Source organism: Pseudofrankia coriaricola (genome assembly GCF_001854805.1).
Lineage (GTDB): Bacteria > Actinomycetota > Actinomycetes > Frankiales > Frankiaceae > Pseudofrankia.
Map to the genome: position 1 here is coordinate 1 of NZ_MBLO01000163.1, position 3114 is coordinate 3114.

Consider the following 3114-nt stretch of genomic DNA (forward strand, 5'->3'; position numbering starts at 1 on the left):
AGCTGCTTGTATCCCAGGGCGATGTCCTGCGCGCTCATCGTGGGGTCGGCGCAGCGCAGCAGGTACTTGCCGTCGAGGTTCTCCTCGGCATTCGCCCTGGCCTTGTCGATGCGCAGCAGCCCGCCGGGGGTGACGCGCAGGAACCGGTTCAGCCCTGGCATCGTCGAGATCTTCCCCCGCAGTTCCGCGCGTTTGTCCCTGCTGAGTTGGTCCGACTCGGCGATGAGGCCTTCGAGCTGGTGGATCAGCTCGGCGCGGATCGCCGCGTCGCGCTGTGCGGCGTCGGGGTTGAAGCAGACGACGAACCGGTCGGTGGCGTCGGGCAGCCGGACTTCCTTGACCTGCAGGTTGTCGGCGACGTGCTGGTAGCGGCCCTGCCGGGAGAGCGCGGCGGTGGCCTCGGCGGAGTCGGACCGCAGCTTCTCGCCGATGATGTAGGCACCGGCCCCAGCCTGGAGGAACCTGCGGTTCTCCTTCGAGGTGAAGCCGCGGTCGGCGACCCAGATAACCCGGCCCAGGCTCCAGTCGCGCATATCCTGCTTGACCTGCCGGATCAGCGCCGAGTCGGCGGTGTTCCCTGGCCAGCACCAGATCCGCACCGGGATCGCCTCGCGGGTGACGGCGAGCCCGACGACGATCTGGGGCAGGTCGTCCCGGCTGTCCTTGGACTTGCCGTGGACCCGGAACCCTCCTTGTCCGGGTCGGCGCTCTGCTCGTCGGTGGCGGGCTCGCCGCGCCAGTCGCGCGGCACGTCGGCGTCGGGATCCTCGGTCTCGAAGTAGGTGGAGGTCGTGTCGAAGAACAGCAGGTCGACCTGGAGGTTGAGCAGGTCCGCGACCTGGAAGTACACCTGCTTCTCGAACTCGCCGCGCACGGCGTGTAGCCAGTCCATCGCCCGGTAGCAGGCGTCGTCGGACACCTCGCCGAGCCCGTCGATGTGCACGTCCTGGCTCATCCACTCGGCGGCGGCCAGCTTCGAGGCCGGGGCGAGTGCCCGGTTCGCGACCAGGGCGAACAGCACCCGCTCCGCCGTGGCCGCGTCACGGGACCGGCCCCGCCCCGACGAGGCGAGCCCGGTCAGGATCTTCTCGATGCCGAGCCGCCGCCAGATCTGGTCGAGCACGTAGGCGCCGCCGTAGGGCCGGGACCCGGTGAACACCAGCCCCGAGCCCGCCTCCGCCGTGGCCGCGAGCGCGTCAGCGGGGTCGAGCAGCCGGCCCAGCGACGCGACGAGGCGGCGGACGGCGTCGGTGTCGAGGCCGTCCTCACGGCCGAAGCTGTACAGGATCCGCGGGACGGACCGTCCCCTGCCGGCGTCCCACTCGTTGTGCGCCAGGTGCAGGTAGCGGACCGGGCCGGTCTTGGACTGCCGGGTCGTCGTCTTCACATACATGTCTCTAGCCAGAATACAGGAAACCCCAACCAGACAGCCAGATCCGACCTATCCGTTTCTCTAGGACGTTCCGGCTGCATCTCCAGGCCTCACCGTCCTGACCAGCAACTTCGCCCGGCCAATGCCTCTAGGACCCCCGAATTATGCGGAACCCAGGTGTTCGGGAGGTGGTTATGGCGTCGACGTCTCAGGCGGAGGCGGCGCGGCGGGCGGAGCGGGCGAGGGCGGTGGGCCTGTTCCGTTACGGGCTGGTGCGTCAGGCGGCGGATGCGTCGCTGTCGAAACGTGGGGATCTCCGCCAGCACCACCGCGACGCTCGCCCAGTTCAACGACCCGACCCGCGTCGCGCTCGTCGCGGCGGCGGCCACGTCGGCACTGACAGGTGCGGACGTGGCCGTCGTCGTCATCGGCCGGCCTGCCCGAACAGCACGGCGAGGTCCTGCGCCCGATACGGGGCCGTCGCGCCGCCGGTGACCGATCGCTCTAGCTGCTCGCCGGGGCCGGCGAGGTGGTCCCGTACTCGGCGGATGACCTCGAGGTCGTCTTTAATGGCACAGTCGGTTATTGGAACCGTCCGAATGCCCTCCCGAGGCGCCCGATTTCGCCCAGGATGACCCGCCCTTTTCCTCGATGCGCTTTGAAAAGTGCCCACCAGCTATCGCGGCCGTCTGACGGGTGGATCACGCATCAGAAAGAAGATCGCGAGAGAACACCCTGGTCAGGCGGCGTCCCCGGCCGGCCGTCCCGCACCATTCCGCACGCCGGCTGACCTGCCCACCTGCGGGTTCTCGCCCGCCTGGCGCAATTCCCGAGGGTTCCACGAGGTAGGTCTCGGTTGTGCTCAGGTGAGCATGACCGAGGATCGTCTGCACGTCGCGCAACGACAGCCGAGCATCCCGGAAACTGGTAGGCGGCAATGTTCCGAGCGTGCGGAGTAGCTCTGCTGGGGCGATCAGGCAGGACGCTATTCGTCAGGGTTGGTGATTGCGGTCCGGGCGAGTGCGGCGGCGTAGCGGTTCCAGGTCCCGTCGGCGTCGCTCGTCCTGCGGGCCGCGGTGACCGGGTGCAGCCAGATGAGATCGGCGAGGACGGCGGTGGGTAGTTCACCGGCGAGGTGGGTCAGTGAAGCGCTCCCGCTTTTGTAGACAGCTATCTAAACTATGCCGCCAATGCGGCCTCCCTGTCAAATTTCTCTTCATACTCGACGGGAGTCATATACCCGATGGTGGAATGTAGCCGTCTGCGGTTGTAGTACGTCTCAATGTAGTCGAAGACACCGCCCCGGAGCTGCCTGAGGCCGGCGAAGGCATGGAGGTGGATGAACTCCTTCTTCAAGGTCGCCCAGAAGGACTCGGCGGCGGCGTTGTCATAGCAGATACCGGTCCGCCCGACCGAGTTCCTGATCTTTTTCTTCCTGCAGAACCTGACGAACCGACGGCTGGTGTACTGGCTGCCGCGGTCGGCGTGAAAGACGACGCCAGCGGCGGGTCGCCGGCGGGCGAGCGCCATCTTCAACGCGTCGAGGACCAGGTCGGTCTCCATATGGTCGGCGACAGCCCAACCCACGACCTTCCTGGAGAACGCGTCGATGACCGAGGCGACATAGCACCAGCCCTCACCGGTGCGGACATACGTGATGTCGCCGAACCACCGCTGGTCAGGCCTGGTCGCGGTGAAGTCCTGCCGGACCAGGGCTGCGACAAAGTCGTGGGCGGCGTGTC

General features: G+C 67.6%; 4 protein-coding genes. 1 reads left to right on the plus strand and 3 read right to left on the minus strand.

Annotated features, from left to right (window positions below):
• Both BCD48_RS52380 and BCD48_RS52385 read right to left on the minus strand, forming a co-directional pair.
• The coding region (locus tag BCD48_RS52380; protein ID WP_491677155.1) for an IS1634 family transposase at positions 1 to 647 on the minus strand (647 nt) is incomplete at its 3' end.
• Positions 554 to 1387, minus strand: coding sequence for an IS1634 family transposase (locus BCD48_RS52385; RefSeq protein ID WP_198543327.1), 834 nt, complete (start codon positions 1385 to 1387; stop codon positions 554 to 556). The genes BCD48_RS52385 and BCD48_RS52380, both read right to left, overlap by 94 nt.
• Positions 1388 to 1678: 291 nt before the next feature.
• On the opposite strand from BCD48_RS52385, the gene BCD48_RS21030 reads away from it, so the two are divergent.
• Entirely contained in the window at positions 1679 to 1867 is a 189-nt protein-coding gene (locus BCD48_RS21030; RefSeq protein WP_071050121.1) for a hypothetical protein, read from the plus strand.
• 684 nt (positions 1868 to 2551) lie between these two features.
• On the opposite strand, the gene BCD48_RS21035 is transcribed toward BCD48_RS21030, so the two are convergent.
• Positions 2552 to 3114, minus strand: a 563-nt coding sequence (locus BCD48_RS21035) for an IS3 family transposase (protein ID WP_071050122.1), incomplete at its 5' end; no start/stop codon positions are given.